This window comes from Streptomyces mobaraensis, assembly GCF_020099395.1.
GTDB lineage: Bacteria > Actinomycetota > Actinomycetes > Streptomycetales > Streptomycetaceae > Streptomyces.
In genome coordinates, this window is sequence record NZ_CP083590.1 from 1,746,167 (window position 1) to 1,766,717 (window position 20,551).

Consider the following 20,551-nt stretch of genomic DNA (forward strand, 5'->3'; position numbering starts at 1 on the left):
GTCCCTACCCGGAACCGGGGGTCGTTCCGCCTAGTCTTCCGGGCATGGCTGCGGCGCACGGACACCACGAGGACAGTCCGGACGACGTGGGTGGGGAGGGTTCCCCGTCCGTCTTCCGGCAGGCGGTCGCCGGGCTGCAGGGCGTGCTCCTGCGGCCCGAGATCGAACTCGACGCCACCCCGCCGCCCCAGCGGCTGGCCCCCTTCTCCTACGCACTGGAGGCGGCGGTCGTGGTGGACGACGAGGAACTGGCGGACGGGCGGCTGATCCTGCTGCACGATCCGGCCGGGCACGACGCGTGGGGCGGCACTTTCCGCCTGGTCACGCTGGTGCACGCGGATCTGGAGGAGGAGATGGCGGCGGACCCGCTGCTGCCGGAGGTGTGCTGGTCCTGGCTGACCGGGGCGCTGGAGGCGCGCCGGGTGCCGTACGCGGCGCCGAGCGGCACGGTGACGCGGGCGGGCTCGCACTACTTCGGGGGCCTGCGGGAGCGTCCGCCGTCCACCCAGATCGAGATCCGCGCGTCGTGGTCGCCGATCGAGCCGGGCGGGCAGGGGGCCGTTCCGGACACCGCGGCGCACCTGTCGGCCTGGTGCGACCTGCTCTGCCAGATCGCGGGGCTGCCGCCGGGCGGGGCCCCGGAGGCCGGGATCGTGACGCTGCCGCAGCGCCGGGGGCCGCAGAGCCGCTGACAGCGGGGGGTAGGAGTGCCGGGTGCCGCGCCGGGGGGCGAGCCCGGCGTGCGCCGATGCGGCCATCGGGGTGACCGCCGGGGCAACCACCCCCAGGCCGGAATTGCCCGAATTGTTACTCATCAATTCGTGATCATTCCCTAAAGCCGGGCGGTTTGTCTGCCGAAGGGACTTGTGACCCTTCCCGTACGGATCGCCCCGGCTTACCCAAAAGTCGGCACCCGTCCCCGCCACTCCCTCTGGAGGCCTGGTGTCCGTTCTCCTTGAGCAACCTGCGAGCCTCGCCTACCGCCCGACGAAACCGACGGCCATGGTCGTCGTCGCCGACCCCCGCGTCCGCTCCACCGTCACCCGCCACCTGTGGGCCCTGGGGGTGCGGGACGTGATCGAGGCATCGTCCATCGCGGAAGCCCGCCCCCGCATCGGCAGTCCGCGCGACATCTGCGTCGCCGACGTCCACCTCCCCGACGGCTCCGGCCTGACCCTGCTGTCCGAGACCCGCGCCGCGGGCTGGCCCAACGGGCTCGCCCTCTCCGCCGCCGACGACATCGGCGCCGTGCGCAACGCCCTGGCGGGCGGCGTCAAAGGCTATGTCGTCACCGGAACCCGCACCAACCTCGGCGTGCCCGGCCGCCCCGGGCTCTCCCCGATCGGCGCCGCGGCCGCGCGGATGCAGCGCCGCCCTCCCGGCGCGCCCGGCCACCCCGGCGGCTACCGCGAACTGTCCGGCCGTGAGGTCGAGGTCCTGCGGCTGGTTGCGGAGGGCCAGTCGAACAAGGCCATCGGCGTCTCGATGGGCCTCTCGGCGCTCACCGTCAAAAGCCACCTCGCCCGCATCGCCCGCAAGCTGGGCACCGGCGACCGGGCCGGAATGGTCGCCGTCGCCCTGCGCACCGGCATCATCCACTGACCCCGCCCGCCCCCCACGCCCGCCGACGGAACGTTCCGTCGGCGGGCTTCCGTCATCCCCGGATACCCTTGACCGGTGACCGACGCCCAAGACACCGCAGCAGACCCACCACTGCGAACCACCGGGGGCGGCCCCCCGGACGACGTCGAATCGGCGCCGATCCCTTTGCTGGAACCACGTGAGGGCATCCCGCCGGTCGTCGCCGACCGCGACGCCCTGGCCGCCGTCGTCGCCGCCTTCGCCGGGGGCCGCGGGCCCGTGGCCGTCGACGCCGAGCGCGCCTCCGGCTACCGGTACGGACAGCGCGCCTACCTCGTCCAGCTCCGCCGCGAAGGCGCCGGCTCGGCCCTGATCGACCCCGTCGGCTGCCCCGACCTCTCCACGCTCGGCGAGGCCATCGGCGACGCCGAGTGGGTCCTGCACGCCGCCACCCAGGACCTCCCCTGCCTCCGCGAGATAGGGATGACACCGGCCCGGCTCTTCGACACCGAGCTGGCCGGACGGCTCGCCGGGTTCGCGCGGGTGGGACTCGGCGCCATGGTCGAGAACGTCCTCGGCTACGCCCTGGAGAAGGGCCACTCGGCCGTCGACTGGTCCACCCGCCCGCTGCCCGAGCCCTGGCTGCGCTACGCCGCGCTCGACGTGGAGCTGCTGGTCGACCTGCGCAACGCGCTGGAGAAGGAACTCGACCGGCAGGGCAAGCTGGAGTGGGCCCACCAGGAGTTCGACGCCATCGCCGCCGCGCCGCCGGCCCCGCCGCGCAAGGACCCCTGGCGGCGCACCTCCGGCATGCACAAGGTGCGCCGGCGCCGGCAGATGGCCGTCGTCCGCGAACTGTGGACCGCGCGCGACCAGGTCGCGCAGAAGCGCGACGTCTCGCCGGGCAAGGTGCTCGGCGACGGCGCGATCATCGAGGCCGCGTTGAACATGCCGCCCAACGCGCACGCGCTGGCCGCGCTGCCCGGCTTCGGGCCGCGCATGAGCCGCCGTCAGCTGGAGCAGTGGCAGGCGGCGGTGGACCGGGCGCGGGCCGTGCCCGAGTCCGAACTCCCACAGCCCGGGCAGCCGCTGACCGGGCCGCCTCCGCCGCGGGCCTGGGCGGACAAGGATCCCGTCGCGGCGGCGCGGTTGTCGGCGGCGCGGGCTGCCGTGTCGGCGTTGGCGGAGCGGTTGACGATGCCTCAGGAGAATCTGATCACGCCGGATACGGTGCGGCGGGTTTGCTGGGAGCCGCCGCGGGATCTTTCGCCGGAGGCCGTCGCCGCCGCCCTCGCCGGGCATGGGGCTCGGCCCTGGCAGGTGGAGCAGGTGACGCCGGTGCTTGTCCGCGCGCTGCGGGAGGCTTCTGTCTGAGGGGTGGTGCCCCGGCCCCTCCCCCAGAGGGGGCACCCCCATTCACCGTTTCTTGCGGGGGCGAGCCCCCGCACCCCCGAAGCGCGCTGCGCGCTCCCCCAGAGGGGGTGCCCCCAGTCCTCAAACGCCGGACGGGCTGAATCTCAGCCCGTCCGGCGTTTGAGGACGAGCGGCGGAGCCGCGATAAGCGGGGTCTGGGGCGCAGCCCCAGGAAACGGCGAAGGGGCGGGACCGGGGCACAACCCACCAGATGTGACGTTCGCCGCTCCCGCCAGGGGGGCTGTGCAGCCTGGTTACCCGTAAGTAGCATGAGGTGGTCAGCCCGCACCGCGGCGGAGCCGTATCGGCATGCCCGCGCGCAGCGATCCGCACCTGGAGGAGAGCCAACGTGCCTCGTACCGCTAGGGACGTCGTTTTCGTCGACGGCGTCCGCACCCCGTTCGGCAAGGCGGGCCCGAAGGGCATCTACCACGAGACCCGCGCCGACGACCTCGTCATCAAGTGCATCCGTGAGCTGCTGCGCCGGAATCCGAACCTGGACCCCGCCAAGATCGACGAGGTCGCCATCGCCGCGACCACGCAGATCGGCGACCAGGGCCTGACCCTGGGCCGTACGGCCGGCATGCTCGCGGGCCTGCCGCAGACCGTGCCCGGCATGTCCATCGACCGCATGTGCGCCGGTGCCATGACCGCCGTGACGACCGTCGCCGGCGGCGTCGCCTTCGGCGCGTACGACGTCGCCCTCGCCGGCGGCGTCGAGCACATGGGCCGCCACCCGATGGGCGAGGGCGTCGACCCCAACCCGCGCTTCCTCTCGGAGAAGCTGGTCGACGAGTCCGCCCTGGTCATGGGGATGACGGCGGAGAACCTGCACGACCGCTACCCGCAGCTCACCAAGGAGCGCGCGGACGCCTACGCGGTCCGCAGCCAGGAGAAGGCCGCCAAGGCGTACGCCGACGGCAAGATCCAGGCCGACCTGGTGCCGATCTCCGTGCGCCGCACCACGCCCGAGGGCGGGGAGCTGGGCTGGGGCCTGGTCACGGCCGACGAGCCGATGCGCCCGGGCACCACGATGGAGGGCCTGGCCAACCTCAAGACGCCGTTCCGCCCGCACGGCCGGGTCACCCCGGGCAACGCCTCGGGCCTCAACGACGGCGCCACCGCCTCGCTGATCGCCGCCGAGGACGTGGCGCGCGAGCTGGGCCTGCCGGTCCGGATGCGCCTCGTCTCGTACGCCTTCGTCGGCGTCGAGCCCGAGGTCATGGGCTACGGCCCGATCCCGGCGACCGAGAAGGCCCTCGCCAAGGCCGGCCTGTCGATCGACGACATCGGCCTGTTCGAGCTCAACGAGGCGTACGCCGTGCAGGTGCTCGCGCTCCTGGACCACTACGGCATCGCGGACGACGACCCGCGCGTCAACCAGTACGGCGGCGCGATCGCGTTCGGCCACCCGCTGGCCTCCTCCGGCGTGCGGCTGATGACCCAGCTGGCCCGGCAGTTCGAGGAGCAGCCGCACGTCCGCTACGGCCTCACCTCGATGTGTGTGGGCCTCGGCATGGGCGGAACGGTCATCTGGGAGAACCCCCACTGGGAGGGCAAGTGAGCGAGCTTCGCGAGCGAACAGTGAAAAGGGGCAGCACGAGCGAATGCTCGAGCGAGCGAAGCGAGGGAGCGGCATGAGCACCACCACCGAACTGTTGAAGGGTGCGGCCGAGCTGTTCCCCGGCGAGGTCGTCACGCAGGCGCACGTGCGCCACTTCGACCTCCCGCTGGGTGCCGGCACGTTCGCGCTGATCACGCTGGACAACGGCCTGGACCACACCAAGCCGACCACCTTCGGCCCGCAGTCGCTGGCCAACCTCGACGCGGCGATCGACCAGGTCGAGGCAGAGGCGAAGGCCGGGAAGATCGTCGGCGTCGGTGTCACCGGCAAGCCGTTCATCTTCGCCGTCGGCGCCGACCTCAAGGGCGTCGAGCTGCTGAAGACCCGTGAGGACGCGCTGGCCATCGGCAAGGGCGGGCATGAGGTCTTCAAGCGGCTGTCGTCGCTCGCGGTGCCCACCTTCGCGTACTACAACGGCGCGGCCATGGGCGGCGGTGTCGAGGTCGGGCTGCACTGCTCGTACCGGACCGTCTCCAAGGCGATCCCCGCCTTCTCGCTGCCCGAGGTCTTCCTCGGTCTGCTGCCCGGCTGGGGCGGCTGCGTCCTGCTGCCGAACCTCATCGGCGCGGACCGCGCGGTCTCGGTGATCATCGAGAACTCGCTCAACCAGAACCGGCAGCTCAAGGGCAAGCAGGTCTTCGAGCTCGGCATCGCCGACGCGATCTTCGAGGGCGCGGACTTCCTGGAGCAGTCGCTGGCCTGGACCGCGGCCGTACTCAAGGGCGAGCTCCAGGTCTCCCGCCCCGAGGTGGACCGCGGCGAGGCGTGGGACGCGGCCGTCGAGCGCGGCCGGGCCTTCGCCGACTCCAAGGTGCACGGCGCCGCCCCCGCCGCCTACCGCGCGCTGGAGATCATCTCCGCGGCGAAGAACGGCGACCTGCGGCAGGGCTTCGACGCCGAGAGCGAGGCGCTGGCCGACCTCATCATGGGCGAGGAGCTGCGCAGCGGCATCTACGCCTTCAACCTGGTGCAGAAGCGCGGCAAGCGCCCGGCCGGGGCCCCGGACAAGTCGCTGGCCCGCCCGGTCACCAAGGTGGGCGTCGTCGGCGCCGGCCTGATGGCCTCGCAGCTGGCGCTGCTGTTCGCCCGCCGCCTGGAGGTGCCGGTCGTCATGACCGACATCGACCAGGAGCGCGTCGACAAGGGCGTGAAGTACGTCCACGACCAGATCGACATGCTGCTGCTCAAGGGCCGTGTCAACCAGGACAAGGCCAACCGCCTCAAGGCCGCGGTGACGGGCTCCCTCGACAAGGCCGCCGCCTTCGGCGACGCGGACTTCGTCATCGAGGCCGTCTTCGAGGAGATGGGCGTCAAGCAGCAGGTGTTCGCCGAGGTCGAGGCGGTCGTGCCGGAGCACACCATCCTCGCCACCAACACCTCGTCGCTGTCGGTCAGCGAGATGGCGTCGAAGCTGAAGCACCCCGAGCGGGTCGTCGGCTTCCACTTCTTCAACCCGGTCGCGGTCCTGCCGCTGCTGGAGATCGTGCGCGGCGAGCGGACCGACGACGCGGCGCTGGCCACCGCGTTCGGCGTGGCCAAGAAGCTGAAGAAGACCGCGGTGCTGGTGAAGGACGCCCCGGCGTTCGTCGTCAACCGCATCCTGGTCCGCTTCATGGGCGAGATCCAGAACGTCATCGACGAGGGCACCCCGGTCGCCGTCGCCGAGAAGGCCGTCGAGCCGCTCGGCCTGCCGATGTCGCCGCTGGTGCTGCTGGAGCTGGTGGGTCCGGCGATCGGTCTGCACGTCTCCGAGACGCTGGCCGGCGCGTTCCCCGACCGCTTCAAGGTCTCCCCCAACCTGGCCGCCGTGGTCAAGGCGGGCAAGCGCGGCTTCTACGTCCACGACTCCGGCAAGCCGGAGCTGGACCCCGAGGTCGCCGCCCTCCTCCAGCAGGGCGACACCGTCCTGACGGAGGAGCAGGTGCGGGCGCGTGTCCTGGACGGTGTCGCCCAGGAGATCGGGCTGATGCTGGACGAGGGCGTCGTCGCCGAGGCGCAGGACATCGACCTGTGCCTGATCACCGGCGCCGGCTGGCCCTTCCACCTGGGCGGCGTCACGCCGTACCTGGACCGTGAGGGCGTCTCCGAGCGCGTCAACGGCAAGCGGTTCCTGGAGCCGGGCGTCGCGAGCGTCCCGGCGTAATGCCTGGGGTGAGGGGCCGCGTGGACACCGTCCGCGCGGCCCCTCGCCGTCTCCGCGTACCGCCCGTTATTCGCTGGCCGACGCGTCGCGGGCTCTGTTAGCTTCCGGGTGCGGGGCGGCTCCGAACGTGCTTCCTTCTCCCTTTTCAGACGCCAGTGCGTTCACTTCCCGCCCCGCACCCTCACGTTGGGAACGCGGAGAGCGATGACGACGACCACCACCACCGGCACCCGGCGGAGCACCGCCGCCGTGCTGCTGTCCCGGCGCGGGGCCGTCCACCTCCCCGCCCCGGCCGGCAACCCGGCGGAAGGCGGCGCCGAGATTCCCGTCACCCTGCTGGAGACCGACCTGCTGGAGCGCGGGTTCCTGGTCTCCGCGGACCTCCGCCGGGCCCTGACGCGGCTGGAACCGGCCGTCCTGGCCACCGAAGGACGGGCCCTGCTCCGGGAGACCGACCGCCTGCTGGGCGCGCACCGCCCCCACCAGCCGCTGTTCCACGGCTTCCCGCACACGGTCCCCGAGGACACGCTCGCCTTCTACGTCGACCGCGTCCTCGCCCACCTCTTCCAGTCTCCGCGCCGGCCCTGTGTGCTGTGCGGGACGGAGGGCACCGTCCACGCGGTCGACCCGTGCGCGCACCTGGTGTGCCGGTCCTGCTTCGACGGCGCCGAGTTCACCGCCTGCCCGGTCTGCCACCGGCGGATCGACGCCGGCGACCCGTTCCTGCTGCCGAAGCCGGCGCGGCCGGAGGCCGGTCCCGGGCGCGCGCTGCCCGCCCGGCTGCGCGTGCTGTCCCACGGCGGCGGCCCGGACGCCCTGGAGGCGGCCGCCCGCGCCGAACTGACCGCCCTGCTCTCCCGCACCGGCGCGCTGTCCCCGCAGGACACCGACGACCTCGACGACCTGCTGGCCGGCCGGGACCGCGTCGCGCTCGACTGGCTCCCGAAGGACGTCCCCGGCCGGGAGACCAAGGCCCGGCTCCTGGCCTGGCTGCTCGCGGACCCCGCCGCGCACCCCGTCACCCTCCCCGCGGCCACGGCCCTGATCACCACCGCGACGGACGTGCTGCGGCTGCTCGCCGTCCGCTCCGGAGGCGACGCGGGACTGGTCGACGTCCCCCGCTTCACCGCCGTACCCCGCCCGCTGCGGCGCGCCCTGCTGGCCGTCCTGGACGGGCTCGACCCGCTGCTGGTGGCCGAGGACCTGCGGCGGCACGCGGCGGTGTGGAAGCGGGCGGCGGAACGGCTGCACCCGTTCGAGCACGCCGACCGGTATCCGCGGGCCGCCCTCGCCTTCGCGGACCTGCGCGGCTTCCGGCTCTCCGACGACGCGCTGTCGGCGCGGCTGCGGGCGGTGTACCCGGCGGGTGCCCTTACGGACGCTCGGGGCGCTCTGGGCGCTCGGGTCGCACTGCCGCGCTGGGCCGGGCTGGTGGAGACGGCGCTGGCCGCCGGGGACGTCGACGCCGCCCTGCCGCTCCTCGCCCGGCGGCCGGGCGAGCTGCTGCGGCGCCTCGATCATCTGCTGCGCCTCGCCGACGGAGCCGGCGCGTCCGGGGCTTCCGGTGCGTCGGGCGCGGACCGTACGGACGCCGTCCTCGCGGCGCTCGGGCCCGCCGCGGCCCGGGTGTCCCCGGCGGTCCTGCTGTCGGCGCTCGGCGCGCTGCGCACCCGGTCGGCGGGCGGGGGCCGGGACCGGAACCGGGTCTTCTTCCCCAAGGGCGGCACCGCCCGGGCGCACATCGTCCCGGACGGGCGCGCGCCCCTGCCCGCGGCGACGGTCGGCCGCGTGGTCGACGTCCTCACCGGCGAACTCCTGCGCCGCGCCGGCACCCTGCCGCCGGCCGAGGTCGCCGTCGTCGACGCCGCGCTGGACGGGGTCGTCGCGCCGTTCACCGAACGCACCGCGTCCCGCGCCCTGGTGACGCTCCCGCGCGGCAGCGAGCTGCCGGTGCCCGAGGGGCGCACGCTGCGGCTGTTCCTGCACTGGACCGAGAGCGCGGCCTCCGGAAGGACCGACCTGGACCTGTCCACGGCCTTCTTCGACGCCTCCTGGCGGCACGTCGGCACCTGCGACTACACCAACCTGCGGTTCGGGAAGACCACCGCCGTCCACTCCGGCGACCTCACCAGCGCGCCGCCGCCGGACGGGGCGAGCGAGTTCGTCGACCTGGACCTGCGCAAGCTGGCCAAGGCCGGCGTCCGGTACGTCGTCGCCGTCGTCTTCTCCTTCAACAGCGTGCCGTTCGAGGAACTCGCGGAAGGGTTCGCCGGGCTCATGGTCCGCGACCAACCCGGCGGGCGCGGCCCGGTGTTCGACCCGCGCCAGGTCGAGCAGCGGTTCGACCTCACGGGACGGGCCCATGCGTGCGTGCCGCTGGTGGTCGATGTGGCGGACCGTACGATGCGGTGGCTGGACGTCGTCAAGGGTGTCACCGGTACGCACCACGCGGTGTATCGGCACGTCGACGACCTGGCGTTGCTCGGGCGGGGGCTCGTGGAGCTCTTCGGATCCGGGGCGCGGGTGGGGCTCGGGGAGGTCGCGCGGCTGCACGCGGCGGCTCGGGCCCATACGGTCGTGGTGCGGTGGGGCGATGGGGCGCGGCTTGCCTATCGGCGGCGGGCCGGGGAGGACGTCGTGCGCTTCGCGCGGCGGATCGGTTCCGCCGATGGGGATGGGCCGGTCGACGTCCCGGCGCCTGGGCTGGCGTTCCTGTACCGCGGGGATGTGGAACCGGCTCCTGGAGCCGAGGTCTTCGCGCTGCATCCGCGAGGGTTGGCTGCAGGGGCGGTGCGGCTGGTGGCGGCTGCGGATGTGGTGGCTGCGCTGGGGTGAGGGTGCCCCGGTCCCTCCCCCAGAGGGGGGACCCCCATTTCACCGTTTCTTGCGGGGGCTGCGCCCCCGCACCCCCGCAGCACCCTGCGGGCGCTGTCCTCAAACGCCGGACGGGCTGACTTGTCAGCCCGTCCGGCGTTTGAGGACAAGGGGGGTCTGGGGGCTCGCCCCCAGGAATCGGCGAAGGTGGGGGTCCCCCCTCTGGGGGAGGGACCGGGGCACAGCCCGCCGCAGGCGTTACACCCGCACCCAACGCCCCAACGCCAGCCCCGCCTCCTCCTTCTGCCGCGTCACGCACAGCCCACCGTCCGGCGCGAAAGCGGCCAGCACCACCCGCCCCGCCGCGTCAAGCGCCAGCGCGGGCGCCCCCACGCACGCCTCGCCGGTCTTGGACCAGAAGGCGCCCGCCTTCTCGTCGCCGGTCGGGTAGGCGGCGACGGCCGGCAGGCCGGACGCCGTGCGCTGGGCGAGGACCGTGCAGTCGTGGCCGTCGATGGTGGTGCGGAGGGCGGCGACGGGGCCGGTGCCCTCGTCGTCGGAGGGGCCGAGGGTGACGGGGGTGACGTCGTCCTCGGGGTCGCCGAGGGCGCGGGTGTGGACGCGGAGGGCGGAGTCGGCGGCGTCCCGCCAGAAGTGGCTGACGCGGCCCTCCCCGGCGTCGAGGGAGGCGGCGGAGCCGGCCAGCGGCTCGGCGGTGATGTTGCGCACCCGCTTCAGCGGCCCGCCGGGCTCCTCCTGCCGCCAGCTCTGGACGCTGCCGTCGCAGGGGGCGAGGAGTTCGGCGCGCCCGTCCTCGGTGGCCGTCGTGGCGAGGGAGTCGAGGACGTTGCTGCCCTTCATGTCCGTCCAGGCGCCCCAGACGCCCTTGGCGTCCTGGCGCCGGCCGCAGACGCCGCCGCCCGCGTTCCGGAGGAAGACCTGCGGGCCGTGCTTGTCCACGACGGCGGCGGGGGCGCCGATGCGGGCGGCGCGCTCCTGGTCCTGCCCGTAGGGGGTGCCGATGGAGCGCCAGGGGGTCAGGGCCCGGCCCGGCTGGAACTGCGTGGCGTAGACGACGTCCGTCTCGGTGCGGCCGTCGTCCGTCTCCCGGGTGCGGACGCCGAAGAGGTACACGTACCCCTGCGGGGTGCGGCAGAGCGAGAGGTGGGGCTCCAGGCCGGGGACGGTGATCCGCTCGGGGCCCGTCCAGCCGGGGCCGCCGGGGGCGGTCTCGGTCCAGCGCAGCAGGCCGTTGGCGGCGGGCGCGTAGGCCGTGAGCCGGCCGTCCTGTCCCCGCAGCAGCCAGCCGGTCGTGGGGGTGGCCGTCCGTGCCATGACTCGCTGCCAGCCTCTCTCTGCCCCAATTCCGCGTCGCGCGGAGCCGTTTCACCGGCGATTTCCGACCCCCGACAATAACATTGCGCAGGTGACGGCATTCCGGTTCGCACCCGGCGTGCGAGCCTGGTGGGTATGAACGCCGGTAGGACAGCCGAAGCGGACGGGCCCGGTCCCCTCCTCGTCGTCGACGCCGCCAACGTCGTGGGCAGTGTCCCCGACGGCTGGTGGCGGGACCGCCGCGGGGCCACCGAGCGACTGCGCGACGCCCTGGCCGGGTACGCGTCCGGCGGGCTGCCGGACGTCGTCCCGCCGCTGCCCGGCCCGCTGGACGTCGTCCTGGTGGTGGAGGGCGCGGCGCGCGGGACGGAGCCGGTGCCGGGGGTGCGGGTGGAGGCGGCGGCCGGCAGCGGGGACGACCGGATCGTCGAGGTGGTGGCCGGGGAGCGGGCCCGGGGGCGGCGCTGTGTGGTGGCGACCGCCGACCGGGAGCTGCGGGAGCGGGTCGCGGCGCTGGGCGCGGAGACGGTAGGGCCGCGGACGGTACGGCCCTGACGGGGCCGGCCGCGACCGTACGGCGACGGCCTCACCGCCGCGCGTACAGCACCGCCCCCTCCACGCTCCCCACCCGCGCGTACCCGCTCCGCACGAAGGCCCGCAGCGTGGGCACCCGTGCCACCGCGTAGGGCCGGCCGCGGGAATCGTCCACGACCAGCGCCGGCGGGCGCGCCCGGAGTTCGCGGCGGAGGACGGGCCAGCCGCCCGGTACGCCGTACGCCTCCCCTACGGCGGAGGCGTCCCGGCCGCCGCTGTAGTTGGTGAGCAGTCCGGCCGTCAGGAAGCGGCCGGCGGGCGGGCGGCGGGCGAACCAGTACTGCTCGGGGTGCATGCCCCAGATCAGCACCGGGTCGGCGGGTGCGGTCCGGGCCCGTACCGCGTCGGCGACCCGCAGCGAGTGCGGCAGTTCGGGCGGGGTGACGACGAGTCCGGCGGTCAGGAAGGCGGCGCAGGACAGGGCGCTCAGCCCGGCGGCCACGCGCCGCGCCGCCTCGGGGAGGGTGTGCAGGGCCGCGGTGGCCAGCAGGGTGAGGGGCGGGATGAGCTGGAGGTAGTAGTGGCCGAAGAAGTGGAAGCCGGTGGTGACGGCCACCGCCGAGGCGATCAGCCACAGCCACAGCTCGGGCGGCGCGACCCGGCGGCGGGCCAGCAGGAGGAGGCAGACGGGTGCCAGCAGGCCCGCGCAACTGGTGGTCAGCGTACCGGCGTTGGTGAGGGCGCGGGCGGCCGAGGCGCCGACCGTGCCGTCCACGGAGGCGTAGCTGCCGGAGCCGGTCACGCACCAGAACAGCAGCCGGGCCGGGCCGCAGAGCCAGGCGACGGCGGCGACGGGCAGGGTGAGGCCGGCCGCGAGGGCGGCCGTGCCGCGGCGGCCCTGCCCCTGGAGCGGCCGGGCGGTCCAGAGCATGAGCAGGACGGGCGCCAGGACCGCTCCCCCGGTCTGCTTGGTGAGCAGCGCCGCGGCCGTGGCCAGGCCGGCCCGGCCCCAGCGGCCGCGGTCGGCGCACCACATGGCGGCGGCCGTCCACGGCACGGCGAACACCTCGAAGGTGGCGGCCTGCGCGTCCTCGGGCTCCAGGCCGATGGAGACCAGCAGGTAGAGCACCCCGGCCGTGCGCCCGGCGCGCTCGCCCCAGCGGCGGCGGGCGAGCGAGGCCAGCAGCACGGCCGTCACCAGCTGGGCCGCCACGGCGAGGCCCTTGACGGGCAGCAGCGAGCCGTCGCCGAAGGCGCGGAAGCACGCCTCGTACAGCCAGGGCAGCAGGGGCGGCTTCCGGTCGACGACGGTGCGGTAGAGGACGGCGCCCTGGGCGAGCATCCGGGCCTGGGTGGCGAGGAAGCCCTCGTCCGGGTTCCACAGCGGGCGGAGGAAGGACGGCAGCCGGGTGGCGAGGGCCAGGGCGGTCAGGGCGGGCAGCAGTCCGCGCCAGAAGGGCAGCCCGCGCCGGGGTCCCGTGGACGGCGGCTCCGCGCTCGCGCGGGGGCGCGGGACGGCGGCGGGGGCCGGGACGGCGACGTGCTGGACGGCGGGCATGCGGCCAACCTAGGGGTCGGTCTGTTCCGGCGGCGGGTGACATACGGGGCGGTCAGGGAGGAATCAGGGATGGTCCGGAGGCGGAGTCGGGGGCGGGCCGGGCCCGGAGTCGGGGACGGGTCGGGGGAATCCCCGAGGCCCGGTCCCGGAGGCCGCCCCGTCACCGTCCACCCGACCGCGCCGCCTCCGCCGCCACCCTGCTGTGCCGCTTCCCGTACGCGAAGTAGACGACGACGCCCAGGGCCATCCACACGGCGAACCGCAGCCACGTCTCCGCCGGCAGGTTGAGCATCAGCCAGAGCGAGGCCAGCACGGACAGCACCGGCACGAACGGCACGAACGGGGTGCGGAAGGCGCGCGGCAGGTCGGGGCGGGCGCGGCGCAGCAGGATGACGCCGAGGGCGACGACGACGAAGGCGAAGAGGGTCCCGATGTTGACGAGCTCGGCCAGCACGTCGATGGAGGTGAACCCGGCGACGACGGCCACGACACCGCCGAGCAGGAGCGTGGAGCGGTAGGGCGTGCCGAAGCGGGGGTGCACGGTGGAGAAGACGCGCGGCAGCAGCCCGTCGCGGCTCATCGCGAAGAACACCCGGCTCTGCCCGAGCAGCAGGATCATGCACACGGCGGTGAGGCCGACTGCCGCGCCGAAGCTGATCAGCCCGGCCCAGAAGGGCTGTCCGGCGTCCTTGAAGGCGTCGGCGAGCGGCGCGTCGACGGAGAGCCGGCTGTACTTCTGCATGCCGGTGACGACGATGGACACGGCCACGTACAGCACCGTGCAGATGGCGAGCGAGCCGAGGATGCCGCGCGGCACGTCGCGCTGCGGGTTGTGGGTCTCCTCGGCGGCGGTGGCGACGATGTCGAAGCCGATGAAGGCGAAGAAGACCACGGCGGCGGCGGAGAAGATGCCCATGACGCCGAAGTGGGACGGTGTGAAGCCGAAGAGGAGCTGGGACAGGGGGGCGGCCAGGCCGCTGCCGCCCGCGCTGCCCTGGGAGGGCGGGATGAACGGGTCGTAGTTGGCGCCGCTGACGAAGAACGACCCAGCGATGATGACGATGAGGACGACTGTCACCTTCACGCCCACCACCACGGCGGTGACGCGTGAGGAGAGTTTCATCCCGGCGATCAGGATCGCGGTGAGCACCAGCACCAGCACACAGGCGAGGAGGTCGAAGCCGAAGTCGCCGTGGTGCGGCCCGGAGAGGGCGGCGGGGAAGTGCCAGCCGGCGGTGTCGAGCAGCGAGCGGATGTAGCCGGACCAGCCGACGGAGACCACGGCGCAGCCCAGCGCCAGCTCCAGGATCAGGTCCCAGCCGATGATCCAGGCGGGCAGTTCGCCGAGCGAGGCGTACGAGAAGGTGTACGCGGAGCCGGCCACCGGCACGGTGGACGCGAACTCGGCGTAGCACAGCGCCGCCAGCGCGCAGACGATGCCGGCGAGGACGAAGGAGAGGGCCACGGAGGGGCCGGCGGTCTCCTTGGCGACCTTGCCGGTGAGGACGAAGATGCCGGTGCCGATGACGACGCCCACGCCGAAGACGGTGAGGTCGAGGGCGGAGAGGGACTTCTTGAGGACGTGTTCGGGTTCCTCGGTGTCCCGGATGGACTGCTCCACCGTCTTGGTCCGGAACACCCCGCTCCTGCCGCGGTCGTTCCGGGTCGGTCGCTCCGTGGCCATGGCCCACCTCCACCAGTCGCGGCTCGCGCCGCCCCGCGTCGTCCCTGAACTGAGCGAGTGTCCGCGATGTCCGGGGCCCGGCCCGGGGGGCCACAGCCTCCCGGCACCGGATTCACCCGATGGAGGGCGTTCGGGGGTGTGTGCGAGGGCCGGCCGGACCACCCGGGAGGATGGTCCGACCGGCCCTCGTCGGGGTCCGGTGGCCCGGTCAGTCGCGGGCTGCCTCCGCGGGCTCGCCCGGCTCGTCCGCGCCCGGGAGCACGGCGGCCTCGGCGGCCTCCGTGACGCCGCCCTCGACGGACGCCCCGTCGAGCTTGGCGACGAGGCCGGTGACCTGGCGGGCGATGTCCGGGGCGGTCAGCCCGATCTCGGCCATGACCTCCTTGCGGGAGGCGTGGTCGAGGAAGCGCGGCGGAATGCCGAAGTCGCGCAGCGGCAGATCGACGCCGGCGTCGCGGAGCGCCTGGGCGACGGCCGAACCGACGCCGCCCACCCGGCCGTTGTCCTCGACGGTGACGACGACGCGGTGCTCCCGCGCCAGGCCGGGCAGCGCCTCGTCGACCGGCTTGACCCAGCGCGGGTCGACGACGGTGGAGGAGATGCCCTGCTTGTCGAGGAGGTCGGCGATCTCCAGGCACATCGGGGCGAGCGCGCCGACGGAGACGATCAGGACGTCGGCCCGGTTCGTACCGTCCGCGGGGCGGCGCAGCACGTCCATGCCGCCGACCCGGCCGACGGCCTCGACGGCCGGTCCGACCGTGCCCTTGGAGTAGCGCACGACGGTGGGGGCGTCGTCGACCTCGACGGCCTCGCGGAGCTGGGCGCGGACCTGATCGGCGTCGCGCGGGGCGGCGATCCGCAGGCCGGGCACGACCTGGAGGATCGACATGTCCCACATGCCGTTGTGCGAGGCGCCGTCGTCACCGGTGACGCCCGCGCGGTCGAGGACGAAGGTGACGCCGCACTTGTGCAGGGCCACGTCCATGAGGACCTGGTCGAAGGCGCGGTTGAGGAAGGTCGCGTAGACGGCGAAGACCGGGTGCAGCCCGCCGGTGGCCAGGCCGGCCGCGGAGGTGGCGGCGTGCTGCTCGGCGATGCCGACGTCGTAGACGCGGTCGGGGAACTCCTTGGCGAACTTGCCGAGGCCGACCGGCTGCATCATCGCGGCGGTGATCGCCACGATGTCCTCGCGCTCGCGGCCGAGCGCGACCATCTCGTCGCCGAACACGGACGTCCAGCTGGCACTGGAGGCGGCGACCGGCAGACCGGTGTCGGGGTGGATGACGCCGATGCCGTGGAAGCGGTCCGCCTCGTGCTGCTCGGCGGGCTGGTAGCCGCGGCCCTTCTCGGTGAGGCAGTGGACGATCACCGGACCGTTGAAGCGCTTGGCCCGCTGGAGCGCGGACTCCAGGGCCTCGATGTCGTGGCCGTCGATGGGGCCGACGTACTTCAGCCCGAGGTCCTCGAACATGCCCTGGGGGGCGATGAAGTCCTTGAGGCCCTTCTTGGCGCCGTGCAGCGTCTCGTAGAGCGGCTTGCCGACGACCGGGGTGCGCTCCAGCAGGTCCTTGCCGCGGGCCAGGAAGCGCTCGTAGCCGTCGGTGGTGCGCAGGGTGGCCAGGTGGTTGGCGAGGCCGCCGATGGTGGGCGCGTAGGAGCGCTCGTTGTCGTTGACGACGATGACGAGCGGGCGGTCCTTGGCGACGGCGATGTTGTTCAGCGCCTCCCAGGCCATGCCGCCGGTGAGGGCGCCGTCGCCGATGACGGCGACGACGTGCCGGTCGTCGTGGCCCAGGACCTGGTTGGCCTTGGCGAGGCCGTCGGCCCAGCCGAGGACGGTGGAGGCGTGGCTGTTCTCGATGACGTCGTGCTCCGACTCGGCCCGCGAGGGGTAGCCGGAGAGGCCGTCCTTGGCGCGCAGCCGGGAGAAGTCCTGGCGGCCGGTGAGCAGCTTGTGCACGTACGACTGGTGCCCGGTGTCGAAGAGGACCTTGTCCTTGGGCGAGTCGAAGACGCGGTGCAGGGCGATGGTGAGCTCGACCACACCGAGGTTGGGGCCGAGGTGGCCACCGGTCTTGGAGACGGCGTCGACGAGGAAGGTGCGGATCTCCGCGGCCAGCCGGTCGAGCTGCTCGGGGCTCAGCCGGTCAAGATCGCGCGGTTCCCTGATGCGGGTCAGCAGGGCCACCCGTGCCTCCTTAAGCTGTCGAGCTTTTGCCGGTCGGTCGAGTCTAATCTTCCGCTTGGCGTGGCGGTGAACGGGTGCGGGGATGTATGTCACCCGGATGCTCGGTGGTGGTCCCGCAGGGGGGTGTGCCCCGGTCCCGACCTTTCACCGTTTCTTGCGGGGCTGCGCCCCCGCACCCCCGAAACCGCGCTCCGCGCGGTTGTCCTCAAACGCCGGACGGGCTGATTTCAGCCCGTTGGGGGTACCCCCTCTGGGGGAGTTTGAGGACAAAGGGGGTCTGGGGGCTTGCCCCCAGGAATCGGCGAAGGGCGGGACCGGGGCACCAGCCCGCCGCAGGCGCTACACCCGCCCCGCCGTCCGCTGCGTCCGCCGCGACACCGAGTCGATCACGACCGCCGCCAACAGCACCGCACCGGTGATCATGTACTGAACGGCCGAGGCGATCCCCAGCAGCGCCATCCCCGAAGCGATCGACTGGATGACGAGCACACCCAGCAGCGCGGACCACGTCTTCCCGCGCCCACCGAACAGGCTCGTCCCCCCGATCACCGCCGCCGCGATCGCGTTCATCAGCAGGCTGCCCGCCCCCGACGACTGGTTCGCCGCGTTGATCTGCGAGGCGAGGAACATCCCGCCCAGTGCCGCCATCGTCCCGGAGAGCGCGAAGACCGAGATCCGCACCGTCGCCACGTCGATGCCGGCCCGGCGGGCCGCCTCGACGCCGCCGCCGACGGCGAAGACCTTGCGGCCGTAGCGGGTGCGGCGCAGTACCAGGTCGAGGGCGACGACGACGCCCATGAAGATCACCACGGCCAGTGGCAGGCCCTTGTACTGGTTGAAGACCCAGGCCACCGCGTAGGCGGGCACCGCCAGGGCGGCCGTGCGCAGCACGATCTCGGCGAAAGGCCGGCTGGGCACCTGGGCGGCGGTCCGGCGGCGGGCGTCCCGCCAGGCGACGAGGAAGTAGGCCAGGACGGTGGCGGTGGCCAGTCCGTAGGCGGCGGAGATGTCCTCGAAGTAGTGGTTGGTGAGCTGGGCGACCAGCCCGGAGTCGTCGAGGTTGATCGTTCCGTTGGCGCCCAGGACCTCCAGCATCAGGCCGTTCCAGCCCAGCAGGCCGGCCAGGGTGACGACGAACGCGGGGACGCCGATCCGGGCGAAGAAGAAGCCGTGGAGCACCCCGGCGACCGTGCCGGTGAGGATCGCCAGGATCAGGGCGAGCCATTCGGACATGCCGTGGTTGACGTTGAGGACCGCGAAGACGGCCGCCGCCAGGCCGCTGACCGAGCCGACGGAGAGGTCGATCTCGCCGAGGATGAGGACGAAGACGATGCCGACGGCGATCAGGCCGGTGCCGGCGGCGGTGATGAAGAGGTTGGAGAGGTTCTCGGCACCGAGGAAGGCCGAGTCCTGGAGCTGGAACACCAGGCAGATGACGATCAGGCCGACGACGACGGGCAGCGAGCCCAGTTCGCCGCTGCGCAGCTTGCGCAGGAACTCGGACCAGTAGCCGGCGAAGCCCTCCTCGCGGACGAGCAGCCGGGGGTCGACGGGGGTGGCGACGGCCGGAGCGGCGGGCTGGGAGCCCTCGGGGGTCTTGGAGAGGTCGGTGGTCATGCCCGGTCCTCCGCGATGCGGGCCTTACGGCGGGTGACAGCGTTGTCAGTGGCGCCGGTGATGGCCGAGACGATCTCTTCCTGGGAGGTGGTGCGCACGGCGAAGACCCCGTTGTTCCGGCCGAGGCGCAGCACCGCGACGCGGTCGGCGACGGCCTGGACGTCGGCCATGTTGTGGCTGATGAGGATCACGCCGAGACCCCGTTCGCGGAGCCGTTCCACCAGGTCGAGGACCTGGGCGGTCTGCTCCACGCCGAGCGCGGCGGTGGGCTCGTCGAGGATGACGACCTTGGGCTCGCCGAGCAGCGAGCGGGCGATGGCGACGGTCTGCCGCTGGCCGCCGGAGAGGGCGGCGACGGGGATCCGGACGCTGGGGATGCGGATGGACAGGGCGCCGAGCAGTTCGCGGGCCCGACGCTCCATCCCGACCTCGTCCAGCACCCCGGCGCGGGAGATCTCCCGGCCGAGGAAGAGGTTGCCGACGACGTCGAGGTTGTCGCAGAGGGCGAGGTCCTGGTAGACGGTGGCGATGCCGAGCTCCTGGGCGGTGTGCGGCCGGTCGATGGTGACGGGCCGCCCCTCCCACTCGATGACGCCGTCGTCGGCGGGCGCGACGCCCGCGATGGTCTTGACGAGGGTGGACTTGCCGGCGCCGTTGTCGCCCACCAGGGCGACCACCTCACCGGGACGGATCTCCAGCTCCACGTCGGTCAGCGCCTGGACGGCACCGAACCGCTTGGAGATCCCGCGCAACGCCAGTACGGGCGCAGCGGACATGTGGATCAGCTCCTCGGGCGCGCGCCCTACTTGAGGCCGGCGGCGTCGCAGGCGGACTTGTACTTGTCGGTGCAGATCTCGCGGAGGGTGAAGAAGCCCTCCTTGCCGACGTACTTGGGGATGTCGGCCTTCGTGAGCGCGAACGGGTCGACGATGATCGCGGGGATCTTCTTCTCGCTCCCGCTGTCGACGGTGGTCTTGGCGGTGCCGTCGAGCTTCTTGCCCTGCGCCAGGGCGACGGCCATGGTGGCCGCGGCCTCCGTCTCGGGTACGTACGGCTTGTAGACGCTCATGAACTGCTCGCCGGCGAGGATCCGCTGGACGGCGGAGAGTTCGGCGTCCTGGCCGGTGACCGGGGGCAGCTTGTCGAAGCCGGCGCTCTTGAGGGCGGTGATGATGCCGCCGGCCATGCCGTCGTTGGCCGAATAGACGCCGACGATGTTCTCCTTGCCGAGCGAGGAGATCGCGCCCTTCATGTTCTCGTTGGCGTTCTCCGGCTTCCACTCCTTGGTGTCGTACTCCTTGCCGACCTTCACCTTTCCGTCGAGCACGGAATGGGCGCCGTCCTTGTACATCTTGGCGTTGGGGTCGGTGACCGAGCCGTTCATCATGACGATCTGGCCTTTGCCGGCGTTGTCGCCGAGTTCCTTGAGCAGCGACTCGCCCTGGATCTTTCCGACCCGTTCGTTGTCGACGGAGGTGTAGGCGTCGACCGGGCCCTCGGCGAGCCGGTCGTAGGCGACGACGGGGATTCCCTTGTCGTGCGCCTTCTTCACCGAGCTCGCTATCGACTTGGCGTCCACGGCGTCGACGATCAGCGCGTCGACCCGCTTGGTGATCATCGTGTCGACCTGCTGCTGCTGGACGGAAGCGTCCTGCTTCGCGTTCTCGTAGAGGACGGTGGCGCTGGTGCCCGCCAATTCCTTGATCTTCTTTTCGAGCAGCGGCTTGTCGAAACGCTCGTACCGCGCGGTCTGGTTCTCCGGAAGGAGCAGCCCGATGGTGAGCGACCCCTTCTTCTCCTTCTTGTCCCCGTTGTCGCCGGCCTGTTTGGCCTTGCCGCAGGCGGCGAGGGTGACGGCCGTCGACAGAGCGACGACGGCCACCGCGGCGCGACGCAGATGCGTGTTCACGTACGGATACCTCCCTGACATGGCCGCGCCGTTGCGGCCGAGGTGACCGGAAGTCAACTCGGACCGCAAAGGGGCGTCAAGAAGTTAATCCTTAACGAGATGGCAACGATGCCATGCGTTATGTGCGTGAACTCAAGGGGCGTGTTGCCGG

General features: G+C 72.9%; 14 protein-coding genes. 7 read left to right on the forward strand and 7 right to left on the reverse strand.

The features are described from left to right. Window positions 1-44 precede the first annotated feature (44 nt). From K7I03_RS07265 to K7I03_RS07290, 6 genes are all read left to right on the forward strand, one after another. Window positions 45-692 carry a DUF3000 domain-containing protein gene (locus tag K7I03_RS07265; RefSeq protein WP_185943211.1) on the forward strand — a complete coding sequence of 216 codons (648 nt, stop codon included), beginning with the start codon at window positions 45-47 and terminating at the stop codon, window positions 690-692. Window positions 693-942: 250 nt separating this feature from the next. Then, a complete protein-coding gene (locus K7I03_RS07270; protein ID WP_040891381.1) occupies window positions 943-1,602 on the forward strand; it encodes a response regulator transcription factor in 660 nt (219 codons plus the stop codon). 75 nt (window positions 1,603-1,677) lie between these two features. Beyond that, complete coding sequence (locus K7I03_RS07275; protein ID WP_185943212.1) at window positions 1,678-2,955, forward strand: ribonuclease D; 1,278 nt, start codon at window positions 1,678-1,680, stop codon at window positions 2,953-2,955. Window positions 2,956-3,343: 388 nt separating this feature from the next. Beyond that, window positions 3,344-4,558 carry a thiolase family protein gene (locus K7I03_RS07280; RefSeq protein ID WP_185943213.1) on the forward strand — a complete coding sequence of 405 codons (1,215 nt, stop codon included), beginning with the start codon at window positions 3,344-3,346 and terminating at the stop codon, window positions 4,556-4,558. 73 nt (window positions 4,559-4,631) lie between these two features. After that, window positions 4,632-6,761: a 3-hydroxyacyl-CoA dehydrogenase NAD-binding domain-containing protein gene (locus K7I03_RS07285; RefSeq protein ID WP_185943214.1), complete on the forward strand. Its 2,130-nt coding sequence runs from the start codon at window positions 4,632-4,634 to the stop codon at window positions 6,759-6,761. Between the two features lie 204 nt (window positions 6,762-6,965). Then, window positions 6,966-9,596 carry an MXAN_6230/SCO0854 family RING domain-containing protein gene (locus K7I03_RS07290; protein WP_185943215.1) on the forward strand — a complete coding sequence of 877 codons (2,631 nt, stop codon included), beginning with the start codon at window positions 6,966-6,968 and terminating at the stop codon, window positions 9,594-9,596. Between the two features lie 237 nt (window positions 9,597-9,833). Here the strand turns inward: K7I03_RS07290 and K7I03_RS07295 are convergent, their stop codons facing one another. Next, window positions 9,834-10,910 (reverse strand): hypothetical protein, encoded by a 1,077-nt coding sequence (locus K7I03_RS07295; RefSeq protein WP_185943216.1) that lies wholly within the window; start codon window positions 10,908-10,910, stop codon window positions 9,834-9,836. 135 nt (window positions 10,911-11,045) lie between these two features. Between K7I03_RS07295 and K7I03_RS07300 the strand changes: the two genes are divergently transcribed. After that, window positions 11,046-11,465: a PIN domain-containing protein gene (locus K7I03_RS07300; RefSeq protein ID WP_185943217.1), complete on the forward strand. Its 420-nt coding sequence runs from the start codon at window positions 11,046-11,048 to the stop codon at window positions 11,463-11,465. Between the two features lie 31 nt (window positions 11,466-11,496). Here K7I03_RS07300 and K7I03_RS07305 read toward each other — a convergent pair whose 3' ends face one another. The 6 genes from K7I03_RS07305 to K7I03_RS07330 form a co-directional block, all read right to left on the reverse strand. Continuing rightward, a complete protein-coding gene (locus K7I03_RS07305) occupies window positions 11,497-13,002 on the reverse strand; it encodes an ArnT family glycosyltransferase (RefSeq protein ID WP_185943218.1) in 1,506 nt (501 codons plus the stop codon). Between the two features lie 160 nt (window positions 13,003-13,162). Next, a complete protein-coding gene (locus K7I03_RS07310; protein ID WP_185943219.1) occupies window positions 13,163-14,686 on the reverse strand; it encodes an amino acid permease in 1,524 nt (507 codons plus the stop codon). Window positions 14,687-14,894: 208 nt separating this feature from the next. Continuing rightward, on the reverse strand, window positions 14,895-16,874 hold the full coding sequence (gene dxs, locus K7I03_RS07315) for a 1-deoxy-D-xylulose-5-phosphate synthase (RefSeq protein ID WP_185943220.1): 1,980 nt from the start codon (window positions 16,872-16,874) through the stop codon (window positions 14,895-14,897). Window positions 16,875-17,213: 339 nt separating this feature from the next. Then, window positions 17,214-18,491, reverse strand: coding sequence for a sugar ABC transporter permease (locus tag K7I03_RS07320; RefSeq protein ID WP_185943221.1), 1,278 nt, complete (start codon window positions 18,489-18,491; stop codon window positions 17,214-17,216). Further along, complete coding sequence (locus tag K7I03_RS07325) at window positions 18,488-19,267, reverse strand: ATP-binding cassette domain-containing protein (protein ID WP_185943222.1); 780 nt, start codon at window positions 19,265-19,267, stop codon at window positions 18,488-18,490. Before K7I03_RS07325 ends, K7I03_RS07320 begins: the two co-directional genes overlap by 4 nt. Window positions 19,268-19,293: 26 nt before the next feature. Then, window positions 19,294-20,400, reverse strand: a complete 1,107-nt coding sequence (locus K7I03_RS07330; protein ID WP_152263990.1) for a substrate-binding domain-containing protein — start codon at window positions 20,398-20,400, stop codon at window positions 19,294-19,296. Window positions 20,401-20,551: the final 151 nt, after the last annotated feature.

Coding starts and splice junctions, on each gene's coding strand:
- K7I03_RS07265 (WP_185943211.1), top strand. CDS start 45: ATGGCTGCGGCGCACGGACACCACGAGGACAGTCCGGACGACGTGGGT.
- K7I03_RS07285 (WP_185943214.1), top strand. CDS start 4,632: ATGAGCACCACCACCGAACTGTTGAAGGGTGCGGCCGAGCTGTTCCCC.
- K7I03_RS07290 (WP_185943215.1), top strand. CDS start 6,966: ATGACGACGACCACCACCACCGGCACCCGGCGGAGCACCGCCGCCGTG.
- K7I03_RS07295 (WP_185943216.1), bottom strand. CDS start 10,910: ATGGCACGGACGGCCACCCCCACGACCGGCTGGCTGCTGCGGGGACAG.
- K7I03_RS07300 (WP_185943217.1), top strand. CDS start 11,046: ATGAACGCCGGTAGGACAGCCGAAGCGGACGGGCCCGGTCCCCTCCTC.
- K7I03_RS07305 (WP_185943218.1), bottom strand. CDS start 13,002: ATGCCCGCCGTCCAGCACGTCGCCGTCCCGGCCCCCGCCGCCGTCCCG.
- K7I03_RS07310 (WP_185943219.1), bottom strand. CDS start 14,686: ATGGCCACGGAGCGACCGACCCGGAACGACCGCGGCAGGAGCGGGGTG.
- K7I03_RS07320 (WP_185943221.1), bottom strand. CDS start 18,491: ATGACCACCGACCTCTCCAAGACCCCCGAGGGCTCCCAGCCCGCCGCT.
- K7I03_RS07325 (WP_185943222.1), bottom strand. CDS start 19,267: ATGTCCGCTGCGCCCGTACTGGCGTTGCGCGGGATCTCCAAGCGGTTC.